Consider the following 16,624-nt stretch of genomic DNA (forward strand, 5'->3'; position numbering starts at 1 on the left):
GCTCCTTTGCGGGCTAGCGCGATGCGCGGGCGGGCAGGCTGACGGTGAGGTGTTTGCGCAGGTAGTCGGCGCCGGTCTGGATCACCTTGGCCGGATCGCGCGGCTGGTCGTGCTCGACGATGTACCACTTCACGCCTGCACTGGCGGCAGCCGGCAGGATCGCGTTCCAGTCGAGCACGCCCTGGCCGACGGCGGCGAATCCGCCTTCGTCCTCGGCCTCGCCCTTGGGCGCGTTGTCCTTGGCATGCACCGCGAACAGGCGGCCGCGGAACTTGCCCAGCATCACCGCCGGGTCGTGCCCGGAGCGGGCCACCCAGGCCAGGTCCAGCTCGGTCTGCAGGTCGGGGCCGGCGGCTTCGAACAGCAGCTCCAGTGCGGTGCGGCCATCGAAATCGACCAGCTCGAAGTCATGGTTGTGGTAGGCCAGGCGCATGCCCTTGGCGCGCACCCGTTCGGAGATGCGGCCCAGTTCCTTGCCCAGCGCGGCCCAGCCGGCGGCATCGGTCGGCCGGTCCTTGCTGTCCAGGTAGGGCACCACCAGCGTGGTGTTGCCGATGGCGCGGTTGAAGGCCACCACCTTGTCGAGGTCATTGCGCAGGTCGGCCAATGCCGTGTGCGACGAAATCGCCTTGATCCCGTATTTGTCGAGCAGCTGCTTGAGTTCGGCCGCACTGACGTTCTGCGTGCCGACGGTTTCCACCGCGTGCACACCCGCGTTGTGGACGATCTTCAACTGCTGGTCGAGCGTGCCGGCGTTGCGCAGCGTGTACATCTGCACCGCGATGGGCTTTTCTGCACCGCCGGTTTCCGCAGCGAAGGCGGGCAGGGCGGCGAGCAGCAGTGCGAGGGTAGCGATCCTGCGTGTTGGAGCCTTCATCCGTACATCCTCCGGGGATTCATTCGATGGTGGTCCAGGCGCGCGACCTGGCCGATGCGATGACGCGGTCGACGATCCGCGCCGAACGCACGCCGTCCTCGAAGGTGGGCAGGCCCTGCGGCCGCTCGCCGTCGATGGCGTGATAAGTGTCGGCGACGAAGGCCTCGAAGCACTGCGCGTAGCCCTGCGCATGCCCGGGGGGCAGGGCCGACAGCCGGCGCTGTTCAGCACTGCCGGCGCCCGGCCCGCGCACGAAGGTTTCCTCGCGCTGGTCGGGCCGGCCGATCCACAGCCGCTCGGGGTCTTCCTGGTTGAAGGCGGCGCTGGCCTTGGCACCGTCGATCTCGAACCAGAGCCGGTTGTGGCGCCCTGCCGAGACCTGACTGACTGTCAGCGACGCCAGCGTCCCTGCGCCGGTGCGGAACATCGCTGTGGCCACGTCCTCACTGGAAACCGCCTGCGTCGCGCCGCCTGCGGCGGGTGTGCTGAAACTCTGCGCGCCTTCGGCGCTGCGCTCGGCGATCACCGTGGCGAAGGCGGCGCTGACCTCGGTGAAGCGCTCGCCGCTGACCCATTCCACCAGGTCGCACCAGTGCGAACCGATGTCGGCGAACACACGCGAGGTGCCGCCCAGCACCGGATCGACGCGCCAGTTGTTGCTGGCCGGGTCCAGCAACCAGTCCTGCAGGTAGCTGCCGTGGATGAGGTGCAGCGGGCCGATGTCGCCTGCGGCGATGCGCGCACGTGCTTCGCGCACCACCGGGTGGTAGCGGTAGACGAAGGGCACCGTGGCGACCAGGCCGCTGGACGCGGCCAGCGTGGCCAGGTCCTGCGCGTCGCCCAGCGTGGTGGCCAGCGGCTTTTCGCAGATCACGTGCTTGCCGGCGGCCAGTGCGGCCTGCGCCATGGACCGGTGCAGGTGGTTGGGCGTGCACACATGCACGACCTGTACGTGCGGGTCGGCGACCACCTCTTCGATATCGCGGTAGGCGCGCGGAACATTCCATGCCTGCGCCACCTCCTGCGCGCGCTGCGGCGTGGACGCGGCCACGCCGCGCACCTCGGCACCGGCCAGCAGGGCGGCGCGGCGATGTACCGCACCGATCATGCCGGTACCGACGATGGCGATTCCAAGCTTGGGCATCGATTGCGGTCCTCAGTGCGTGGTGGAAGCGGCCGCAACGGCGGGGCGGTCGCGGAACAGCAGCAGGAAGGCAATCAACACGACCAGCGCGACGCCGGCGGGGAACAGCCAGATCTGCTGCCAGTCCGGCCCTGCGGCCGTGGTGTAGTGCTCCACCACCGCGCCGGACAGGAAGGTGCCGATCAGCATGCCGACGCCGTAGGTGGCCAGGGTGATGAAGCCCTGCGCACTGCTGCGCGCGTCCGGGCCGGCATGTGCATCGGTGTAGATCTGCCCGGTGACGAAGAAGAAGTCGTAGCAGATGCCGTGCAGCACGATGCCGATGACCAGCAGCGAGAAGCCGCCGCCGGCATCGCCGAAGGCGAACATGGCATAGCGCACCACCCACGCGGCCATGCCCACCGCCAGCATGGTCTTCACCCCCAGCCGCACGAACAGGAACGGCATGGCCAGCATCAGCAGGACTTCGGAGACCTGCCCCAGCGACTGCAGGCCGGCGGCACCGCGCACGCCCAGGTCATTGAGATAGGGGTTGGTGAAGTTGTAGTAGAACGACAGCGGGATGCAGATGGCGATGGAGGCGAGGAAGAACACCAGGTAGGCGCGCGACTTCAGCAGGCGCAGCGAATCCAGGCCGAGGATCTGCCCGAGGCCGGCGTCGCGCTGCTTGGCCAGCGGCGGCGTGTGCGGCAGGGTGAAGGCGTACAGGCCCAGCAGCAGCGAGGCCACCGCGGCCATCCGGAAGGTCAGTTCAAGCCGGTGTGCCTGTTCCCAGCCCATCCAGCCGATCAGCACGCCGGCGATGATCCAGCCGATGCTGCCGGCCACGCGCACCAGCGGGAACTGCTTCTCGGGCGACTGCATGTGGCGCATCGCCACGCTGTTGGCCAGTGCCAGGGTCGGCATGAACAGCAGCATGTAGCCCATCACGCAGGCGGAGAACACGCTGAAGCTGCTGGCCGTGGAAGCCAGCCACATAAGTACCGCGCCGGCCAGGTGCAGCACGGCCAGGATGCGCTGCGCCGCGAAGTAGCGATCGGCGATCAGGCCGACCAGGAAGGGGGCGACGATCGCACCGATGGACTGGCTGAGGAAGGCCGTGGCCACCTGGCTTGCGCTGGCCTGCAACGGGCCCTGCACCAGGTAGGTGCCAAGGGTCACGAACCACGCGCCCCAGATGAAGAACTGCAGAAACATCATCGCGCCCAAGCGCGACATGGCGTGCGTCATGGCTTGCCCTCCCGGGGCGTTGTCAGCTCAGATTCCCAGCATGCGGTGCAGTGATGCGGCATCCGTTCCGCTGTCGGCAAAGTCGTCGAAGGCGCGCTCGGTCACGCGGATGATGTGGTCGCGGATGAAGGCGGCGCCCTCCCGTGCGCCGTCCTCGGGGTGCTTCAGGCAGCACTCCCATTCCAGTACCGCCCAGCCGGGGAAGTCGTACTGCGCGAACTTCGAGAAGATCGCCTTGAAGTCGACCTGGCCGTCGCCGAGCGAGCGGAAGCGGCCCGGGCGATCGATCCAGTCCTGGTAGCCGCCATACACGCCGCTGCGGGCACTGGCGTGGTATTCGGCATCCTTGACGTGGAAGATGCCGATGCGCGGATGGTAGCGGTCGATGAAGCCGAGGTAGTCCATCTGCTGCAGCAGCAGGTGGCTGGGGTCGTACAGGATCTTCGCGCGGGGATGCTGGTCGACCACGTCGAGGAAGCGCTCGAAGGTCGCGCCATCGTGCAGGTCTTCGCCGGGGTGGATCTCGAAGCACAGGTCCACGCCGCACGCGTCGAACGCATCCAGGATCGGGCGCCAGCGGCGGCCCAGTTCGGCGAATGCTTCGTCCACCAGGCCGGGTGGACGCTGCGGCCAGGGATACATGTACGGCCACGCCAGCGCGCCGGAGAAGGTGGCATGCGCGGTCAGGCCCAGGCGCTGGCTGGCCTTTGCCGCCAGCATCAGCTGATCCACGGCCCAGGCCTGGCGGGCGGCAGGATCGCCGCGCTTGTCTGCCGGGGCGAAACCGTCAAACAGGCTGTCATAGGCCGGGTGCACCGCGACCAGCTGACCCTGCAGGTGGGTGGACAGTTCGGTGATCTGCACACCGTGCCCGGCCAGCATCCCGGCAACGTCGTCACAGTAGGACTGGCTGCGTGCTGCCTCCGCCAGATCGAACAGATGGGGCGCAGTGGTGGGCACTTGTACGCCAGAATAGCCCAGGCCCGCGGCCCATCCGGCCAGCGTGTCGAGCCGATCAAAAGGAGCTTTGTCGCCGATGAACTGCGCCAGGAACAGCGCCGGACCCTTGAGCGTCTTCAAGGTGATTCGCCCTAGATGCAATCGATTGCATTACCCTAGCATGGGCCTCCCGCAGAACCGTTGTGCAGTGCACAGCGGCAACCAGAGCTGAAACCATGGCAACCATCTACGACATCGCAAAGCACGTGGGCGTCTCCGCCGGCACGGTGTCGCGGGCCTTGTCGCGGCCGGAAAAAGTACTGCCCGCCACGCGTGCGCGCATCGAACAGGCCGCCGCCGCGCTGGGCTACGTGCCCAACACGGTGGCCCGAACGCTCAAGACCCAGCGCAGCGGCAAGATCCTGGTCACTGTGCCGGACATCGCCAATCCCTTCTTCGCGCAGATCCTGCAGGGCGCCGAAGATGCGGCGCAGGCCGCGGGCTACGCCGTGCTGCTGGGCGATACCCAGCACCAGCCTGATCGCGAGGAGCGCTACGCGCAGATGCTCCGGCGCAACGAGGCCGATGGCCTGATCGTGCTCGGCCATCGCCTGCCGCCGACCGCGCGCGAGATCGTGCAGGCGCTGGGCGCCACCGCGCCGGTGGTCAATGGCTGCGAATTCGATCCCGCGCTGGGCATTCCCAGCGTGCACATCGACAACGCCGCCGCTGCCCGCGCGGTGATGGAACATCTGTATGCACTGGGGCACGAACGCATCGCTGTGGTTGGCGGGCCGCCGGACAACCCGCTGCACCAGCAGCGGCTGGAAGGCGTGCGCAGTGCCGGCAAGGCGCGCGGCCGGCTGCGCAGCCTGAGCGTGGTACCCGGTGATTTTTCGCTGGAATCCGGCCATGCCGCTGCGAAGGCGCTGCTGGCAGGCGCGCAGCCGCCGACCGCGGTGTTCTGCTTCAGCGACCAGATGGCGCTGGGCGCGCTGGCGGCCTGCCGCGACCTGGGCATCTGCGTGCCGGACCAGCTGTCCATCGTCGGCTTCGATGATCTGGCCTCGTCCAGCTTCCTGACGCCGCCGCTGACCACCGTGCGCCAGCCGATGCGGGAGATCGGTGCGCGTGCGGTCAGCCTGCTGCTGGCGATCATCGAGCGCGTCGATGTGCCGCTGCAGCAGACGCTGGACTTCAGCCTGATGCTGCGTGGCTCGACGGCCGCGCCCGCAGCGGGGTGAGCGGCGGACGCCACCCCGCGCGTGGCGTCATTGCAGATGCGCATTGGCGCAGGCCAGCACGTGGTTGTAGTCGCTGGACATGCACTGGTAGAAATCGCGCTTGGCGTCAGTCGCGCCTTCGCAGTCGGCATCGGTGATCTGCGGCAGCAGGCCGCGCATCGGCGTGGCCATGGCCTCGAACTTCGCGGCATCCAGGTAGCCGCCGGCCACGTTCTTCGCGCCCACTTCGAGCATGGTTTCCAGCCCGTAGCGCGCGTTCTCGACGGCCTTGGGGCAGGACAGCTCGACATCGGTGCGCTGCACCTTCAGCAGCGAGGCGGCGATGGCTTCGGCATCGGCCTTGACCTGCGCCGGCAGCGGCGTGGTGTCGTCGCTGCTCATGGCCAGTGTCGGCAGCGGCAACAGCATCAGCGCCAGGGCGGCGGACAAGAGGCGGGGCATCGGGCATCCATGCGGCGGGTGGGGCGCCAGTGTGCGCTGGCGTGGGCGCGGCCGCCAGAGGGCTGAACGGAACGCCGGCACTGCCCCGGAACCGCCATGGCAATCCACTACCATGGGCCACCCCAGTGGATGCCCTGCCATGACCGACGTGACCCTCGCCCTGCCCAAGCCGCCTGCCGCGCGCATCGCCGCCTGGCTGCTGATGCTGCTGGGCATGTGGCTGGCCCTGAAGCTGGGCCTGGTGGTCACGCTGCTGTCGGGCCTGCTGGTGTTCCAGCTGACCCACGTGCTGGCCAACAGCGTGGAAGGCAAGCTGCCGCCGGGCCGCGCACGCGCGGTGGCGGTCATCGTGCTGTCGGCGGTCATCATCGGCGCGCTGGTGCTGGCCGGTATCGGCGTGGCCTCGTTCTTCCGCAACGAGACCGGTGGCCCCGACGTGCTGCTGGCGCGCCTGATGGACATCCTCAACACCTCGCGGCACCAGGTGCCTGCGCTGCTGCAGCCGTACATTCCCGAAGACCTGACGCGGCTGCGCGAGGCGCTGAACGAATGGGCGGCCGAGCACCAGCGGCAACTGGGCGTGGCCGGTACTTCGGTGGTGCAGGTGGGCGTGCGCATCCTCATCGGCATGGTGCTCGGCGCGATGATCGCCCTCTACGACGAACTGCCACTGCCGAAGATGGGCCCGCTGGCGCAGGAGCTGGTCGGCCGCACGACGCGCCTGGCCGTGGCCTTCCGCCAGGTGGTGTTCGCCCAGGTGAAGATCTCGCTGCTCAACACGGTGTTCACCGCGGTGTTCCTGCTGGGTGTGCTGCCGCTGTTCGGCGTGCACCTGCCGCTGTCGAAGACGCTGGTGCTGATCACCTTCCTGGCGGGCCTGCTGCCGGTGGTGGGCAACATCATCTCCAACACCATCATCACCATCGTCGCGCTGTCGGTGTCGTTCTACGTGGCGGTGGCAGCGCTGCTGTACCTGATCGTGATCCACAAGCTCGAGTACTTCCTCAACGCGCGCATCGTCGGCGGCGAGATCCAGGCGCGGGCGTGGGAGCTGCTGCTGGCCATGCTGGTGATGGAAGCGGCGTTCGGCCTGGCCGGGCTGGTGGCGGCCCCGGTGTTCTACGCGTACCTGAAGCGTGAGCTGGTCGACCAGGGCTGGATCTGATTCCGGCCAGGCGTCCCTGATCCGGTAGCGCCGGGCCATGCCCGGCGAATGCGCGTGAAGGCGGCGCCAGCGCCACTGCACGCGCCGGTCACCGCGCGCGGGGGAGGCTGGGCTTCCCTTTCCGCCCGGACCCTGCGCATGACCACGCTCACCCTGCCCGAACTGGCGAAAAAGATGGCCGGCATCGATTTCGCGATGCTGCAGACCCATGCGGGCGGCGAGATCGACGGCCGTCCGATGAGCAACAACGGCGACGTCGACTACGACGGTGACAGTTGGTTCTTCGCCCTGCAGAGCACCGACATGGTGCAGCAGATCGAAGCCGATCCCCGGGTGGCGCTGGGCTTCACCGGCAGCAAGTCGCTGCTGGGCAAGCCACCGCTGTTCGTCCATGTCAAAGGCCGGGCCACGATCATCCGCGAACGTGGCGTGTTGGCCCAGCACTGGGTCAAGGACCTGGAACGCTGGTTCGAGCAGGGCGTGGATACGCCGGGGCTGGTGCTGATCCATGTGCACGCGCAGCGCATCCATTACTGGGATGGCGAGGACCAGGGCGAGCTGATCGTCTGATCATCCGCGGTAGCGCCGGGCCATGCCCGGCGGCTCAACCCGCTGCCGCCACGCCCTCGTCCACCCAGTCGGCCAGCTCCGGCGCCAGCGCATGTTCCACCGCACGCCGCAGCAGCGCCGGGGCGATGTAGTGGCGATGCACGGCATCGATCAGCGCCATGTACAGGCGGCCGAACCGGTTGTGCGTCTGTACGCGCGACCCCAGGCTGACCTGCACGTGGCCTTCGTCGTCGAACTGCACGCGCACGCTGCTGCGGAAGCGCAGGTGGCGGTCATCGGCGCCCAGCAGTACTTCGGCACTGCGGTCGGTGGCATCCACGCGTGCGTCCAGCACCGGAAAGCGCCCGGCGAACAGGCGGCTGCGATCCGCCGACAACAGGGACGATACCGGGCAGCCCAGTGGCGAGGTGCGCAGGCGCAACGGTGCCACCAGGCGGTTGCGCAGGGCCATCAACCGGCCTACGCCGCCCGGCGGATTGCGCAGGAAGCCTTCCAGCACATCGGCCAGCAGGGCAGACGCCGAGCGCTGCGCGCAGTGACCGCTGCGCAGGGTCAGCACGGTCAGGTCGTCGTAGTGGCTGCGTGGCAGCGCACCGGCCAGCAGGCCGTGCGCGTCGGTCCGCCCGCTGTGTACCGGGTAGCGCGGTGTGCTGCGTTCGACAAACCCGCGCAGGGGCCGCAGCTTGATCCGCCGCAGCGGGCCGAGCATCGAGCGGGTCTGCGCGCACAGGCGCGCACACAGGCTGGGCGGCGCGGCCTGCAGCGACAGCTGCAGCAGCGGCGCAGTGGCCAGCGTGGCCGCGCTCGGCCAGTGCTGCTGCGCCAGCACCTCGGTCAGGCTGGGGATGTCGGCACTGTTGGCCTGCACCCGCGCGCGGGTGGCCTCGCTCATCGCCCCGGCCAGTTCATTGCTGTGGCACGACAACGCGAACAGGGCAGGGTGGGCGGGATGGTTCGAGGCGAACTGGTGCCAGGTGCCGCCGCCGAAGCGCACGGTGAACAGGCAGTCCGGCGGAATGCGGATACGGCGCAGGCTGCGCAGGAACGCGGACGGATCCCCCGCAAGCTGCGCATCGGCGGCGGTGGCAAAACGCAGCTCGGCGCCGGCGCTGCCGGCGATGGCGGTGAACATGCGCGGGCCGGCATGGCGATGGAACGGATGGCCGCCGCCGGCGACCACGAAGCTGTACAACGAGGATGCATCGCCGTGCTGCAGGTGCATCCCGCCCAGCCGCGCGGAGGGTTCATCCAGCGCATCGATGAAGGCAGGATGGTGGCGCTGGCGCTCCCCGGCATCCTTCACCAGCGCATCGCCGGCACCGATGCCGAGCTGTGCGATGAGGGTGACTTCGATGGGGCCGGCGCCGTCCTGCGCGGGCAGCTGGACACCTGGAAACGAACGGCTGTTGCGGGTCGAACCAGGCATCGTGGTGCTCCTCGTCAGCGGGCAGGGGACTTGCGGCGGGCGCGGGCTTCGCGCTTGAGCGGGCCACCCACCGGACATACTTCGGCGGCCCAGGAAAACAGCGTGTTGGCCAGGCGCTCGGGCACCTGGCGGAAATACACGAACTGGCCGCGCTTCTCGCGTTCGATCAGGCCGGCCTCTTCCAGGATGCGCAGGTGGCTGGACAGCGCCGGCTTGCTGAAGTCGAAGCGCTCGGCCAGCTCGCCCGCGCTCAGTTCACCGGCGCTGAGGTAGGCCAGGATCTGCCGGCGGGCGCCGGAGGCGAGGGCTTCGAAGATGCGGTCCATGGGTCGTTAATTAACTAATTACTTAATTGATGATCCTGCGCGGCCGGGCGCGTGTCAAGCCGCTGCCACCCGGTGGGGGCGATTCATCCATTCGCTCTGGATGTGGTATATCGTTTATCGATAAATCCATCCCGGGCGGCGAGGCCGCCCCATGCCGGAGGCTGCTTGACCGCTCGTCCCGCCCGCGCCGAACCTGCGCGCGGCTTGTTCACCCTGGCCCAGACCGCCGTGCAGGCCGTGCGGGCGATGTGCTGGCTGGGCATCCTGGCCGCGCTGCTGGCCATTCCCCTGGTTGCCTACGACCGGCGCTGGCTGCTGGCCAGCGTGCACGACGCGCACGCCGCCGCCGTGCACGGCAGCGACCTGTTCCTGCACTTCTGCATCGGCCTGGGCACCATCGTCGCCCTGCTGGTGCTGTGCCTGGTGTTCCTGCGGCACCTGGCGCGCCTGCTGCGCTCGGCCGCCGGCGCGCGCCCGTTCACCCATGCCAACGCGCAGCGCCTGCAGCGCATGGCGTGGCTGATGCTGGCGATGGAAGTGCTGTCGATCATCATCGGCGTGTACGCCTCCTGGATGGGCCCGGACTTCGCGTGGATGGAGGTGGGCGGTGGCATGTCCATCACCGGCCTGATCGCGGTGCTCATGCTGTTCGTGCTGGCGCGCGTGTTCGCCGTCGGTGCGGCCATGCGTGATGACCTGGACGGTCTGATCTGATGGGCATGGACTGATGGCGATCGTCATCACGCTCGACCGCATGCTGCAGGCGCGGGGCATGACCCTGTCCGAGCTGGCCGGGCGCATCGACATCACCCTGGCCAACCTGTCCATCCTCAAGACCGGCAAGGCACGCGCCATCCGCTTTTCCACCCTGGATGCGATCTGCCGCGAGCTGCAGTGCTCGCCGGGCGACCTGCTCGGGCACGACCCGCTGCAGGCGCAGGACGACGACTGAATACCCCCTCTTTCCCTTACCTCATGAAGAAACGGACCCGAAATGGAATGGTTGGCTGACCCCTCGATCTGGATGGGCCTTGCGACCCTGATCGTGCTTGAGATCGTGCTTGGCATCGACAACCTGGTGTTCATCGCGATCCTGGCCGACAAGCTGCCGCCGCACCAGCGTGACCGCGCGCGGGTGATCGGCCTGAGCCTGGCCCTGCTGATGCGCCTGGTGCTGCTGGCCGCCCTGGCCTGGATCATGAAACTGACCGAGCCGCTGCTGACGCTGTTCGATCACAGCTTCTCCGGGCGTGACCTGATCCTGCTGGGCGGCGGCTTGTTCCTGCTGTTCAAGGGCACCATGGAACTGCACGAACGGCTGGAAGGCCGCCAGCACCATGAAGACGGCAAGAAGGTCTATGCCAGCTTCGCGATGGTGGTGGCGCAGATCGTGGTGCTCGACGCGGTGTTCTCGCTGGACTCGGTGATCACCGCCGTGGGCATGGTCGACAACCTGGGCGTGATGTACGCCGCGGTGACCGTTGCCATGGTGCTGATGCTGCTGGCGAGCAAGCCGCTGACCCGCTTCGTCAACAAGCATCCCACCGTGGTGGTGCTGTGCCTGGGCTTCCTGCTGATGATCGGCTTCAGCCTGGTGGCCGAGGGCCTGGGCTACAAGATCCCGAAGGGCTACCTGTACGCGGCCATCGCGTTCTCGATCCTGGTGGAAGCGTTCAACCAGTGGGTGCGCTTCAACCGCGAGCGCAACGAACGCCGCCAGCCGTTCCGCCAGCGCACGGCCGATGCAGTGCTGCGCATGCTGGGTGCACGCCCGGCCAATGGCCACGATGACGCGGGCGAAGAGGACCACGGCGATGCGGAGGAGCGCCTGCAGCCGGCCGAGCACGAGATGATCCGCAGCGTGCTGGGCCTGGCCGACCGGCCGGTGTCGAGTGTGATGACGGTGCGTGCCGACGTGCAGTGGATCGATCTGGCGCGTGGCCAGGACGACGTGGTGGCACGCCTGGTGGCCTCGCCGCATACGCGCCTGCTGGTGGGCGAGGGCGACCTGGACAGCCTGCGTGGCGTGGTGCAGAGCCGCGACCTGCTGGCTGACCTGCTGCAGGGCCAGCCGCTGCAGCTGGAAGCCAACCTGCGCCAGCCGCAGTACGTGCTGTCCAGCGCCAGCGCGCTGCAGGCCCTGGAACTGATCCGCCTGCACCCGGTGCCGCTGGCGGTGGCGGTGGACGAGTACGGCAGCGTGGAAGGCCTGGTGACGGCCAACGACCTGCTGGCGGCCATCGCCGGTGATCTGGCCGACACCCAGGACGACCGCTATGGCGTAGTGGCGCAGGGGGAGGACCACTGGGAAGCCGATGGCGCGCTGACCCTGGATGACCTGCAACGTCTGGCGGGTGTATCGCTGCCGCGCAGCAGCGATTACATGACCATTTCCGGGCTGGTGCTGGACCAGTTGGGGCGCCTGCCCGATGAGGGCGATGCCGTGGACGTGGCCGACGTGCGCATCACCGTGCTGGCGATGGAGAAGCGCCGCATCGCCCGCCTGCGCGTGCAGCGGCTGGTCGGCACCTGACGTAGAGTCGAGCTTGCTCGACTGCTTCCACAGCAGCCGAGCATGGGCTCGGCTCTACACGGGATGCAGCCGGGCCCGCGCTCGGCGCTACCCTTTGCAACCTTTGCCCGTCACCATGGCGGGCCCCCACGTTCCGGAATGTCGCAGTGCTGAGTACGATTGGTTTGTTGATGGGCCTCTACGTGGCCTGGCGCCTGTTCTGGCCGCTGCGCCTGCCGGTGTGGGCCAAGGCGGTGGTGTCGCTGCTGCTGGTGGGGCTGGCTGTGCAGCTGCGCATCGTCGCCACGTTCTGGGGCACGATGGCCTCGCCGGAAATCCCGAAGATGGCCATCGCCGTACTGGCCACCGGCTCCACCGCCGTGCTGTTGCTGGCGCTGGCCATGCTGCTGTTCGATGCCGGCCTGCTGGCGGCGCGCGTGCTGCGCCTGCCGCGCGCGGTGTCGGCGCTGCGGGCGCCGCTGTTGCGCCCGTCGGCGGCCGCCGTTGCCCTGCTGCTCAGTGGCTACGGTGTCAGCCAGGGCATGGCCGTGCCGCAGCCGCGCCAGGTCGAGGTGGCGATCAAGGACCTGCCGGCCGCGTTCGATGGCTACCGCATGCTGCAGCTCACCGACATCCACGCCAGCCGCCTGCTCACCGGCGACTGGGTGCGCCAGGTGGTGGCCGAGAGCAATGCGCTGAAGCCGGACCTGATCGTCATCACCGGTGACCTGATCGATGGCACGGTGGACGCGCGCCGCGATGACTTCCGCCCGCTGGGAGACCTGCAGGCGCCGGACGGGGCGATCGCCATCACCGGCAACCATGAGTACTACGCCCAGTACAGCGACTGGATGCAGGCCTTCCGCGCGCTGCGCATGCAGGTGCTGGAAAACAGCCACACCCAGGTGCGGCGTGGTGATTCGGCGCTGACCATTGCCGGTGTCACCGACCCGGTGGCCGCGCGCTATGGCCTGCCGCTGCCCGACCTGCAGGCGGCCCTGGCCGGTGCCGATCCGGCCGCGCCGGTGATCCTGCTCGACCATCGCCCACGCAATGCCGTTGATGCGGCCGCACGCGGGGTGAAGCTGCAGTTGTCCGGCCATACCCACGGTGGGCAGATCATCGGCATGGACCAGCTGGTGAAGCGGGCCAATGGCGGTTTTGTGTCTGGCCGCTACGAGGTGGATGGCATGACGCTCTACGTCAGCAACGGTGCCGGCCTGTGGGCGGGCTTCCCGGCGCGCATCGGCGTGCCTTCGGAAATCACCCTGTTCACCCTGCGCCGCGCGCCGTGATGTCGGCCTTGGGGTCAGAGCCCATACCCTGCGGGAATGGGATCCGACCCCGGCCCCGACCCCGCGCCCGCGTGCAGGTGCACCGCGCCGTCACCCGGCGCGTGACACCCTCCGCCCATGACTGAAATGACCGCGGCGCGGCAGCGCTCGATGTGGGTGGCAGGCCTGTCCACCGTGGTGGAGTGGTACGACTTCACCCTCTACCTGTACTTCGCGACCGTGCTGTCGCGGGTGTTCTTCGGTGGCGGCGAGCAGGCGATGCTGGTCACGCTTGCGGGCTTCGCCGTCTCCTACCTGATGCGTCCGCTGGGCGCGCTGTGCTTCGGCCACCTCGGTGATCGCCTCGGCCGGCGCTGGATGCTGCTGGCCTCGATGGCGCTGATGGCGGCGGCGATGCTGGCCACGGCGCTGTTGCCGACCGCAGCGACGGCGGGCACCACGGCCGGCATCCTGCTGCTGGTCCTGCGCTGCGTGATGGCCTTTTCGGTAGGCGGTGAATACACCGGGGTGGTGGCCTACCTGCTGGAAAGCGCACCGGCGCGGCGACGCGGCCTGGTCACTTCGCTGGCCTCGGCCGCCAGCGAAGTGGGCGCGTTGCTGGCGGTGGCGATCTCCGCGGTGACGGTGGCGACGCTCACGCCCGCGCAGCTGGATGGCTGGGGCTGGCGCATCCCGTTCTTCGTCGGTGCCGCGCTGGCGCTGGTGATCCTCATCGCACGGTCGGGCATGCATGAGTCGCCCGAATTCGAGCGCCAGCGCCGCGAGGGCAGCATTCCGGCCACGCCGCTGCGCCACGTGCTGCGCAACCATCCCGGCGCGGTGGCGCGCACGTTCGCGATTTCCGCGCTGGGCTCGATCACCTACTACGTGGGCATCACCTACGTGCCAGCCTTCCTGCACGCACAGGGGCACGACGAAGGCGATGCGCTGTGGCTGTCCACGGTGGCCGCGGTGGCGGTCATCGCGATCACGCCGCTGTGCGGCATGTTGTCTGATCGCTTCGGGCGGCGTCCGCTGTTGCTGGGCCTGACCGTACTGGCGGCACTGCTGCCGTTGTCGATGTTCGGCTGGATGGCCGAGGCGGCGCCGCTGGGCATCGCGCTGGCGGCGGTGGTGCTGGCCTGCGTGGCGGGTGGTGTAAGCGCGGTGGCCGCACCTGCCACGGCCGAGCAGTTCCCGGGCGAAGGCCGGGTGAGCGGGCTGGCACTGGGCGTGACCATGGCCACGGCGGTGTTCGGCGGGGCGACACCGTGGCTGGCGCAGTGGTGGGTGGAACGCAGCGGCTGGGCAGCGGCACCGGGTGCAATGATCGCGCTGGTGGCGGTGCTGGTGCTGCCGGTGCTGTGGACCCTGCCCGAGACGACCCCGGGCAGGGCCAAGCGCTAGGCGATCAGACCGCCAGGGTCTGCTCGATGTCGGCCAGCACGGCCGGCGCATCCACGCCGATGGCGATCGACTGCAGCACGTGGCCATCCCACACGCTGGGGCCGAAGGCCAGGCCTTCCGGCTTGGGAATGGTCATGCCGCGGGCCACGCCATCGGTGGCCACGCGCACGCTGGCGCGCTCGAACTGGAACAGCTCCGGGCGGGTCAGGGCGATGCAGGCGCAGCAGTCGTGCACGACCATGCCCTTGTGCCCGGCCTGCAGGTAGAAGTCCACGTAGTCCTGCGAGAGCGCGCGCACCAGCTCGGCGTCGGCACCGCCGATGGCAGCCAGCTTGTCCAGGCCATCACGGTCCATCTCCACGCGGGTGGTGACGTCCAGGCCGATGGCGGTGACCGGCCACTGCGCGGTGAACACGATGTCGGCCGCTTCGGCGTCGCCCCAGATGTTGGCCTCGGCGGCCGGGGTGATGTTGCCGTTGACGTGGAAGGCGCCGCCCATGAGGACCACGCCGCGCACCAGGCCGGCGATGTCCGGGGCGTGCTGCAGGGCCAGGGCCAGGTTGGTCATGCGGCCGACTGCCACCAGGGTCACTTCGCCCGGGTGGGCGCGGACCAGGTCGATGATCAGCTGGTGGGCCGGGCGCGCATCGGCAGCCACGTCCAGCGCGGTCGGCACCGGGTGGTTGCCCAGGCCGTTGTGGCCATGGATGTGCACCGGCCAGGCTTCCGGCGTGGCTTCGGGCTGCAGCGGGCCCGCAGCGCCGCGCGCGACCGGGGCGGCAAAGCCCCAGGCCTGCTTCAGGTACAGCGCGTTGTGGGTGGTCGAATCCACCGAGGCGTTGCCGAAGGTGGTGGTGACGCCGACCAGGTCGATCTGCGCGTGCTTGTGCAGGTACAGCAGGGCCAGGGCGTCGTCGACGCCCGGGTCGGTATCGAAAATGACTTTCAGCATGTTGTTGTTCTTCTTCTTCCGTGTGGTGCAAGGGGGCCGGCGGGCCCCAGGGGGCCGGGCCGGCGCGCCCTACATTGTCCCATCTTCATGACAGGCAGGGCGAACCGCCGCGGCGGTGCTATCGTCAGGGGGTATCCAGGGAGGGAGCACCGCCATGAAGACATCCGCGATCCTGCTGGCCGGGCTGCTGTGCCTGGGCGCCGTCGCGCCTGCATTGGCCACCTCGGTGGCGCCGAAACCGCTGGCGGAAATGGTGGCGGAAGCCGACCAGATCGTCCGCGCCAAGGTGGTCGACGTGGAGATGGTCGATGGCAAGGGACGGCCGCTGACCGATCCCGGATCGCGCACCGGGCCAGGCCTGGACAACGAGATCCGCCTGGTCCTGCAGGTGCAGGAAGTGCTGCGGCCGCGGGAGGGCAGGGTGCCGGCGACGATCCGGGTGCCGCTGTGGACGATGTGGCATTACACCTTGGGCCATATCCGCGAGGCCACGCTGGGCAGCGAAAGCCTGTTCCTGCTCAAGGGCGAGCGCCATGCACCGGTCTATCCGGTGGGTTTCCAGCGGCCGCTGGATGAGCGCGCGCAGATCCAGTCATTGATGGTGGCGCCATGACCGCGCCGGTTCGCTGCTGCGGAGGCACGCCATGCTGGTGGTGACACTGGTCCTGATCGCCCTGGTGCTGGGCCTGAACCTCGTCGCCACGTTCGTGGTGGTGAGGCGCGATGACGTGTCGGTGGGAGGGCGGGTGGTGCAGCTGCTGCTGGTCTGGCTGCTGCCGCTGGTGGGCGCGATCCTGTGCATGGCGATCGCCACCGCCGATGGCTCGGTCAGCCGCAGCGAGGGCAGCTTCGCGGGCAGCTACGATTCCTCGGGCAGTTACTCCAGTGACAGCCACAACAGCCACAGCTACAGCGGCTCGGACTGCAGCAGCGACAGTGGTGGCGGCGATGGTGGCAGCTGCAGCGATTGAGGCCATGTAGAGTCGAGGGGGGGGGGGGGGGGGGGGAAAAAAAAAAAAAAAAAAAGAAAAAAAAAAAAAAAAAAAAAAAAAAAAAAAAAAAAAATAAGAGGGGGGGGGGGGGGGGGGGGGGGGGGGGGGGGGGGGGGGGGGGGGGG

General features: G+C 68.7%; 18 protein-coding genes. 10 read left to right on the plus strand and 8 right to left on the minus strand.

Annotated elements, in window-relative coordinates; genetic code table 11:
• Positions 1-13: 13 nt before the first annotated feature.
• The 4 genes from QMZ26_RS15755 to QMZ26_RS15770 are packed head-to-tail and all read right to left on the minus strand — an operon-like array spanning position 14 to position 4,331.
• A complete protein-coding gene (locus QMZ26_RS15755; protein WP_283221994.1) occupies positions 14-877 on the minus strand; it encodes a sugar phosphate isomerase/epimerase in 864 nt (287 codons plus the stop codon).
• 19 nt (positions 878-896) lie between these two features.
• Positions 897-2,021: a Gfo/Idh/MocA family oxidoreductase gene (locus QMZ26_RS15760; RefSeq protein WP_283221995.1), complete on the minus strand. Its 1,125-nt coding sequence runs from the start codon at positions 2,019-2,021 to the stop codon at positions 897-899.
• Positions 2,022-2,033: 12 nt separating this feature from the next.
• Positions 2,034-3,251 carry a nucleoside permease gene (locus tag QMZ26_RS15765; RefSeq protein WP_283221996.1) on the minus strand — a complete coding sequence of 406 codons (1,218 nt, stop codon included), beginning with the start codon at positions 3,249-3,251 and terminating at the stop codon, positions 2,034-2,036.
• A gap of 27 nt (positions 3,252-3,278) precedes the next feature.
• Positions 3,279-4,331, minus strand: coding sequence for a sugar phosphate isomerase/epimerase family protein (locus QMZ26_RS15770; RefSeq protein WP_200732887.1), 1,053 nt, complete (start codon positions 4,329-4,331; stop codon positions 3,279-3,281).
• Between the two features lie 95 nt (positions 4,332-4,426).
• Between QMZ26_RS15770 and QMZ26_RS15775 the strand changes: the two genes are divergently transcribed.
• The gene (locus QMZ26_RS15775; RefSeq protein ID WP_283221997.1) at positions 4,427-5,434 is read left to right on the plus strand and encodes a LacI family DNA-binding transcriptional regulator; all 1,008 of its coding nucleotides are present in this window, start codon (positions 4,427-4,429) and stop codon (positions 5,432-5,434) included.
• Between the two features lie 27 nt (positions 5,435-5,461).
• On the opposite strand, the gene QMZ26_RS15780 is transcribed toward QMZ26_RS15775, so the two are convergent.
• Positions 5,462-5,875 carry a hypothetical protein gene (locus tag QMZ26_RS15780; protein ID WP_283221998.1) on the minus strand — a complete coding sequence of 138 codons (414 nt, stop codon included), beginning with the start codon at positions 5,873-5,875 and terminating at the stop codon, positions 5,462-5,464.
• A 139-nt stretch (positions 5,876-6,014) separates the two neighbouring features.
• On the opposite strand from QMZ26_RS15780, the gene QMZ26_RS15785 reads away from it, so the two are divergent.
• Together QMZ26_RS15785 and QMZ26_RS15790 are read left to right on the plus strand one after the other, a co-directional pair.
• Positions 6,015-7,040 (plus strand): AI-2E family transporter, encoded by a 1,026-nt coding sequence (locus tag QMZ26_RS15785; RefSeq protein WP_108746152.1) that lies wholly within the window; start codon positions 6,015-6,017, stop codon positions 7,038-7,040.
• A 138-nt stretch (positions 7,041-7,178) separates the two neighbouring features.
• A complete protein-coding gene (locus tag QMZ26_RS15790) occupies positions 7,179-7,610 on the plus strand; it encodes a pyridoxamine 5'-phosphate oxidase family protein (RefSeq protein ID WP_079221002.1) in 432 nt (143 codons plus the stop codon).
• 34 nt (positions 7,611-7,644) lie between these two features.
• On the opposite strand, the gene QMZ26_RS15795 is transcribed toward QMZ26_RS15790, so the two are convergent.
• Entirely contained in the window at positions 7,645-9,036 is a 1,392-nt protein-coding gene (locus tag QMZ26_RS15795) for a DUF2867 domain-containing protein (RefSeq protein WP_283221999.1), read from the minus strand.
• 14 nt (positions 9,037-9,050) lie between these two features.
• Positions 9,051-9,362 carry a metalloregulator ArsR/SmtB family transcription factor gene (locus QMZ26_RS15800; RefSeq protein WP_079221004.1) on the minus strand — a complete coding sequence of 104 codons (312 nt, stop codon included), beginning with the start codon at positions 9,360-9,362 and terminating at the stop codon, positions 9,051-9,053.
• Positions 9,363-9,608: 246 nt separating this feature from the next.
• On the opposite strand from QMZ26_RS15800, the gene QMZ26_RS15805 reads away from it, so the two are divergent.
• The 5 genes from QMZ26_RS15805 to QMZ26_RS15825 all read left to right on the plus strand — a co-directional run bounded on the left by QMZ26_RS15805 (position 9,609) and on the right by QMZ26_RS15825 (position 14,555).
• A complete protein-coding gene (locus QMZ26_RS15805; protein WP_079225128.1) occupies positions 9,609-10,076 on the plus strand; it encodes a DUF2975 domain-containing protein in 468 nt (155 codons plus the stop codon).
• A 13-nt stretch (positions 10,077-10,089) separates the two neighbouring features.
• Entirely contained in the window at positions 10,090-10,314 is a 225-nt protein-coding gene (locus QMZ26_RS15810; RefSeq protein WP_283222000.1) for a helix-turn-helix transcriptional regulator, read from the plus strand.
• A 42-nt stretch (positions 10,315-10,356) separates the two neighbouring features.
• Entirely contained in the window at positions 10,357-11,895 is a 1,539-nt protein-coding gene (locus QMZ26_RS15815) for a TerC family protein (RefSeq protein WP_283222001.1), read from the plus strand.
• Positions 11,896-12,041: 146 nt separating this feature from the next.
• The gene (locus tag QMZ26_RS15820; protein ID WP_283222002.1) at positions 12,042-13,169 is read left to right on the plus strand and encodes a metallophosphoesterase; all 1,128 of its coding nucleotides are present in this window, start codon (positions 12,042-12,044) and stop codon (positions 13,167-13,169) included.
• Between the two features lie 126 nt (positions 13,170-13,295).
• Complete coding sequence (locus QMZ26_RS15825; protein WP_079221016.1) at positions 13,296-14,555, plus strand: MFS transporter; 1,260 nt, start codon at positions 13,296-13,298, stop codon at positions 14,553-14,555.
• Between the two features lie 4 nt (positions 14,556-14,559).
• Here QMZ26_RS15825 and QMZ26_RS15830 read toward each other — a convergent pair whose 3' ends face one another.
• Positions 14,560-15,507, minus strand: a complete 948-nt coding sequence (locus QMZ26_RS15830) for a nucleoside hydrolase (protein ID WP_283222003.1) — start codon at positions 15,505-15,507, stop codon at positions 14,560-14,562.
• 154 nt (positions 15,508-15,661) lie between these two features.
• Here QMZ26_RS15830 and QMZ26_RS15835 point away from each other — a divergent pair, with 154 nt between their 5' ends.
• On the plus strand, positions 15,662-16,120 hold the full coding sequence (locus QMZ26_RS15835; protein ID WP_283222004.1) for a hypothetical protein: 459 nt from the start codon (positions 15,662-15,664) through the stop codon (positions 16,118-16,120).
• 31 nt (positions 16,121-16,151) lie between these two features.
• Positions 16,152-16,478, plus strand: a complete 327-nt coding sequence (locus tag QMZ26_RS15840) for a hypothetical protein (protein WP_283222005.1) — start codon at positions 16,152-16,154, stop codon at positions 16,476-16,478.
• The last annotated feature ends 146 nt before the right edge of the window (positions 16,479-16,624 follow it).

Source organism: Stenotrophomonas sp. PFBMAA-4, assembly GCF_030053215.1.
In the GTDB taxonomy this organism is placed as follows: Bacteria; Pseudomonadota; Gammaproteobacteria; order Xanthomonadales; family Xanthomonadaceae; genus Stenotrophomonas.

Excerpts from the sequence above, each read along its gene's own strand:
- QMZ26_RS15755 (WP_283221994.1), bottom strand. The coding sequence starts at position 877 with ATGAAGGCTCCAACACGCAGGATCGCTACCCTCGCACTGCTGCTCGCC.
- QMZ26_RS15760 (WP_283221995.1), bottom strand. The coding sequence starts at position 2,021 with ATGCCCAAGCTTGGAATCGCCATCGTCGGTACCGGCATGATCGGTGCG.
- QMZ26_RS15765 (WP_283221996.1), bottom strand. The coding sequence starts at position 3,251 with ATGACGCACGCCATGTCGCGCTTGGGCGCGATGATGTTTCTGCAGTTC.
- QMZ26_RS15775 (WP_283221997.1), top strand. The coding sequence starts at position 4,427 with ATGGCAACCATCTACGACATCGCAAAGCACGTGGGCGTCTCCGCCGGC.
- QMZ26_RS15780 (WP_283221998.1), bottom strand. The coding sequence starts at position 5,875 with ATGCCCCGCCTCTTGTCCGCCGCCCTGGCGCTGATGCTGTTGCCGCTG.
- QMZ26_RS15785 (WP_108746152.1), top strand. The coding sequence starts at position 6,015 with ATGACCGACGTGACCCTCGCCCTGCCCAAGCCGCCTGCCGCGCGCATC.
- QMZ26_RS15790 (WP_079221002.1), top strand. The coding sequence starts at position 7,179 with ATGACCACGCTCACCCTGCCCGAACTGGCGAAAAAGATGGCCGGCATC.
- QMZ26_RS15795 (WP_283221999.1), bottom strand. The coding sequence starts at position 9,036 with ATGCCTGGTTCGACCCGCAACAGCCGTTCGTTTCCAGGTGTCCAGCTG.
- QMZ26_RS15800 (WP_079221004.1), bottom strand. The coding sequence starts at position 9,362 with ATGGACCGCATCTTCGAAGCCCTCGCCTCCGGCGCCCGCCGGCAGATC.
- QMZ26_RS15805 (WP_079225128.1), top strand. The coding sequence starts at position 9,609 with ATGTGCTGGCTGGGCATCCTGGCCGCGCTGCTGGCCATTCCCCTGGTT.
- QMZ26_RS15810 (WP_283222000.1), top strand. The coding sequence starts at position 10,090 with ATGGCGATCGTCATCACGCTCGACCGCATGCTGCAGGCGCGGGGCATG.
- QMZ26_RS15815 (WP_283222001.1), top strand. The coding sequence starts at position 10,357 with ATGGAATGGTTGGCTGACCCCTCGATCTGGATGGGCCTTGCGACCCTG.
- QMZ26_RS15825 (WP_079221016.1), top strand. The coding sequence starts at position 13,296 with ATGACCGCGGCGCGGCAGCGCTCGATGTGGGTGGCAGGCCTGTCCACC.
- QMZ26_RS15830 (WP_283222003.1), bottom strand. The coding sequence starts at position 15,507 with ATGCTGAAAGTCATTTTCGATACCGACCCGGGCGTCGACGACGCCCTG.
- QMZ26_RS15835 (WP_283222004.1), top strand. The coding sequence starts at position 15,662 with ATGAAGACATCCGCGATCCTGCTGGCCGGGCTGCTGTGCCTGGGCGCC.
- QMZ26_RS15840 (WP_283222005.1), top strand. The coding sequence starts at position 16,152 with ATGCTGGTGGTGACACTGGTCCTGATCGCCCTGGTGCTGGGCCTGAAC.